1 protein-coding gene is annotated in these 5,210 nt (G+C 72.5%); it reads left to right on the top strand.

The genetic code is table 11. The features are described 5' to 3' along the window. The coding region (locus ACFC79_RS37995; RefSeq protein ID WP_376249815.1) for a type I polyketide synthase at positions 1-5,210 on the top strand (5,210 nt) is incomplete at both ends.

Genomic DNA, 5,210 nt, shown 5'->3' with positions numbered 1-5,210 from the left:
CTGGGCATCCGGGCGGGCGACCAGGTCGGCTGCGACCACCTGGAGGAGCTCACCCTGGAGGCGCCGCTGGTGCTGCCCGCACGTGGCGGAGTGCGCATACAGGTCGAGGTCGGTGCGCGGGACTCCGCAGGGAGCCGTCCGTTCACCGTCTCCTCACGGGCCGAGGACGCCGACGCCGACCAGGCGTGGACCCGGCACGCCACCGGCGTGCTGACCGACGCCCGGCCCGGGGCAGAGCCCGCCGAGCTGACGGCGTGGCCCCCGACCGGTGCCGAGGCGATCGACACCGAAGGTCTCTACGCGGAACTTGCCGAGGCCGGACTGCGGCACGGGCCCGGGTTCCAGGCGCTGACCGCCGCCTGGCGCAGCGGCGACGACCTCCTCGCCGAAGTACGTCTGATCGAGGGCATGGACCCGGCCGCCGGGGCCTTCGCCGTGCACCCGGTGCTGCTGGACGCGGCGCTGCACGTGCTGCACGGCCGCGTGGGAGCGCGGCTGACCGCCGAATGGCAGGGCGTGACCCTGTACGCGGTGGGCGCGGACGCGCTGCGCGTCCGGATCACACCGACCGGTGACGACACGCTGGCGCTGGCGCTCGCCGACACCACCGGCCGACCGGTCGCCACCGTGGACGCGCTGACGCTCCGCCCGCTGCCGGAAGGCGGCACGGACCTCGATGCCGACCGTGCGACCGCGCACAGGCGGTCGCTGTTCCGGCTGGACTGGGTGGCGCAGCAGACCGTCGAGTCCGGGCCGGGCAGCGCCGAACGCCGTGCGGTACTGGGCGAGGACACCTTCGGGCTGCGCGTGGCAGACATCGCCGCCACCGCCTTCCCGGACCTGGCCGCCCTCGCCGCGGCCGTAGAGGCGGAAGAGACAGTCCTGCCGGAGCTGGTCCTCGCCTCCTTCGCCGAGACCCGGGCCGACGACGACCTCACCGGGGCCACGCACCGGGCGGCGCACCGCGCGCTGGAACTCGTGCAGGGCTGGCTGGCCGACGCCCGCTTCACCGACGCCAAGCTCGTGGTCGTCACCCGGGGCGCGGTCGCCGTCGGCCCCGACGACGACGTCACCGACCTTGCCCACTCCGCCCTGTGGGGCCTGCTGCGCTCGGCCGAGACCGAGAACCCGGGCCGTTTCGCCCTGGTCGATCTCGACGGCACGGATGCCTCGACGGCCGCGCTCTCCGATGCCCTGACCATCGGGGAACCCGAGCTGGCGCTGCGCTCCGGCGAGGTCCTCGCGCCGCGCCTGGCACGCAGCTCGGCCACCGATCTCCAGGACCCGCAGCTCTCGGCGCCCGCCCTGGACACCGAGGGCACTGTGCTGATCACCGGTGGGACCGGCGGCCTGGGCCGCCTGGTCGCACGTCACCTCGTCACCGAGCACGGCGTCCGTCATCTGCTGCTCACCAGCCGCCGCGGCCCCGAGGCCCCCGGCGCCACCGGGCTGATCGACGAACTCACCGCGCTGGGCGCGGAGGCGACCGTCGTCGGCTGCGACGCGGCCGACCGCGAGGCGCTGGCCGCCGTCCTGGCCGATGTCCCGACCGCACACCCGCTGACCGCTGTCGTGCACACCGCCGGTGTGCTGGACGATGCCACGGTGCCGGGCCTGACGCCGGAACAACTGGACCGTGTGCTGCGCCCGAAGGCGGACGCCGCATGGAACCTGCACGAGCTCACCCGTGATCTCGACCTCGCCGCATTCATCCTGTTCTCCGCCATCGCCGGCACCCTGGGCGGCGCCGGTCAGGCCAACTACGCGGCGGGCAACGTCTTCCTGGACGCCCTCGCGGGCCACCGCCATGCCCAGGGCCTGCCCGCCACATCGCTGGTCTGGGGTCTGTGGGCCCAGGCCGGTGGGATCACCGGCGGACTTACCGAGACCGATCTGCGGCGACTGGCACGCAGCGGCATGGGCGCCCTCTCCGACGACGAGGGCATGGCGCTGTTCGACGCCGCGCTGCGCACCGATCTGGCAGTCCTGGTCCCGGCCCGACTCGACCTGACGGCGCTGCGTTCCGCGTACGGCACGGGCCCCGTCCCGGCGCTGCTGCGCGGTCTGATCCGCACCTCGGCGCGGCGCACCGCCGCTGCCGGTTCCGCCGCTTCCGGTTCCTCCCTGGCCGAACGGCTGCTCGCCCTGTCCGCCGCCGAACGCAGGCGCACTCTGCTGGACCTGGTCCGTACCCAGGTGGCCGCGGTTCTCGGACACGCCACCCCGGAGGCCGTCGAGGCCCGCCGGGCGTTCAAGGAACTGGGCTTCGACTCCCTGATCGCCGTCGAGCTCCGCAACCGGCTCTCGGCCGCCACCGGGCTGAAGCTGCCCACCACCATCGTCTTCGACTACCCCAACTCCGTCTTCCTCGCCGACCACCTGCGTGGCGAACTCCTCGGCGACCTCGTCGACGAGGACACCGCGTCGGCCGGGACGGGCGAGGCGGAGGTCACCGCGGTCACCGACGATCCGGTCGCGATTGTCGCGATGAGCTGCCGCTACCCCGGCGACGTACGCTCGCCCGAGGAACTCTGGCACCTGGTCAGCGGCGACGGGGACGCGATCACCGGCTTCCCGGACAACCGCGGCTGGGAATCGGACCGGGAACCCGGGAGCGAGACCGGCGACTACGCCCGGGCAGGCGGCTTCCTGCACGAGGCGGACCTGTTCGACGCGGCGTTCTTCGGGATCTCGCCGCGCGAGGCCCTTGCCATGGACCCGCAGCAGCGAGTGCTGCTGGAGACGTCCTGGGAGGCGTTCGAGCGGGCCGGCATCGACCCGGAGTCCATGCGTGGACGCGGCGTCGGTGTCTTCGTCGGCGCCTCCAACAGCGCCTACGACGTGGGCCTGGAGCACGCCGGTGCGGAGGTCGCGGGCCACGTGATGACCGGAAACGCGGGCAGCGTCATCTCCGGTCGCATCGCCTACGCCCTCGGCCTGGAGGGTCCGGCCGTCACCGTCGACACCGCCTGCTCGTCGTCCCTGGTCGCCCTGCACTGGGCAATCCAGGCACTGCGCCAGGGCGAATGCTCCATGGCACTCGCCGGTGGCGTCACCATCATGACCACCCCGGGAACCTTCACCGAGTTCAGCCGCCAGCGCGGACTCGCCTCCGACGGCCGCGTCAAGGCGTTCGCGGCCGCCGCGGACGGCACCGGCTGGGGCGAGGGCGTCGGCATGCTGCTCGTGGAGCGGCTCTCCGACGCGCGGAAGAACGGCCACCCGGTCCTCGCGATCGTCCGCGGCTCGGCCATCAACCAGGACGGTGCCAGCAACGGGCTGACCGCCCCCAACGGGCCCGCGCAGCAGCGCGTCATTCGCAAGGCCCTGGCCGGCGCCGCACTGACGACCACCGATGTCGACGCCGTGGAGGCGCACGGCACCGGCACCACCTTGGGCGACCCGATCGAGGCGCAGGCCCTGCTGGCCACCTACGGCCAGGACCGCTCCGAGGACCGCCCGCTGTTCCTCGGCTCCATCAAGTCGAACATCGGCCACTCGCAGGCCGCGGCCGGCGTCGCCGGGATCATCAAGATGGTCAAGGCCATCGAACACGGCGTGCTGCCCAAGACGCTGCACGTGGATGCGCCGACCCCGCACGTGGACTGGTCGGCGGGTGCGGTCGAGCTGCTGACCGAGGCCGTCGACTGGCCGGAGACCGGCCGTCCGCGGCGGGCCGCCGTCTCGGCCTTCGGTATCAGCGGCACCAACGCGCACACGATCATCGAGCAGGCGCCGGACGCGGAGGCGGAGCAGGTACCGTCCGCGACCGTGAACGCCCCGGTGCTTCCCTTCACCGTGTCGGCCAGGAGCACGGACGCGCTGCGCGCCCAGGCAGGGCAGCTGCACGCCCACCTGGCGGCAGAGCCGGGCCTGAAGCCTGCCGATGTCGCCTACACCCTTGCCACCGGCCGTGCGGCGCTGCACCACCGTGCGGTGGTGACCGCCGATGGAAGCGGTGAACTGCTGCGAGGTCTTGAGGCGTTGGCCGACGGCCGCACCTCGGCCGGAATCGTCGAGGGCGCGGCCACCGAGGGCGAGACGGCGTTCCTGTTCACGGGGCAGGGGAGTCAGCGTCTCGGTATGGGGCGCGAGCTGTACGAGACGTTCCCCGTGTTCGCTCAGGCGCTGGACGCGGTCTGCGACGAGTTGGACCGGTATCTCGAACATCCCCTGAAGGTTGTGCTGTTCGGTGGCGACGCCGAGGCGCTGGACCGGACGGGTTTCACTCAGCCTGCGTTGTTCGCGGTCGAGGTGGCGTTGTTCCGTCTCGTCGAGGCATGGGGTCTGCGTCCGGACTTCCTGTCCGGGCACTCCATCGGTGAGCTGGCTGCTGCGCATGTCTCCGGCGTGATGTCCCTGGCGGATGCGGCGAAGCTGGTTGCTGCGCGTGGCCGGTTGATGCAGGAGCTGCCTGCCGGTGGTGCGATGGTGGCGGTGCAGGCGTCGGAGGACGAGGTGCTGCCGCTGCTGGTCGAGGGTGTGAGCATTGCCGCGCTGAACGGTCCGCAGTCGGTCGTGGTCGCGGGTGACGAGGACGCCGCCGAAGCGATCGCCGCCGGTTTCGAGGCGCAGGGCCGCAAGACGAAGCGGCTCACCGTCTCGCACGCGTTCCACTCGCCGCGCATGGACGGCATGTTGGACGCCTTCCGCGAGGTCGCGGAGAGCATCGTGTACGAGGCCCCGCGCATCCCGATCGTCTCCAACCTCACCGGCGACTTGGTCTCCGCCGAGGAGATCGCCACTGCGGACTTCTGGGTGCGGCACGTCCGCGACGCCGTGCGCTTCCTCGACGGCATCCGCGCACTCGAAGCCCAGGGCGTCACCACCTTCGTCGAGCTGGGCCCCGACGGAGTACTCAGCGCCATGGGGCAGGAGTGCGTGACGGACGGCGAGGGCATGGCCTTCGTTCCGGCGCTGCGCAAGGGCCGTCCCGAGGCCGAGACGCTCACCACCGCCATCGCACGTGCCCACGTCCGCGGTGCGGGACTGGACTGGCCGTCGTTCTTCGCCGGAACCGGCGGACAGCGCGTCGACCTGCCGACCTACGCCTTCCAGCGCCGTCGCTACTGGCCGGAGGCACCGGCGCGGACCCTCGCGGCCCCTGCGGGCATCGACGGTTGGCGTTATCAGGTGTCGTGGAAGCCGGTGTCGGTGGGTTCGGGGGCGCGGTTGGATGGTGTGTGGTTGGTTGTTGTTCCGGAGGGGGA

Source organism: Streptomyces sp. NPDC056061, assembly GCF_042266885.1.
Taxonomy (GTDB): domain Bacteria; phylum Actinomycetota; class Actinomycetes; order Streptomycetales; family Streptomycetaceae; genus Streptomyces.
Note: the sequence above shows the minus strand (reverse complement) of the source record. Positions and strands in the feature narration are given on the sequence as shown.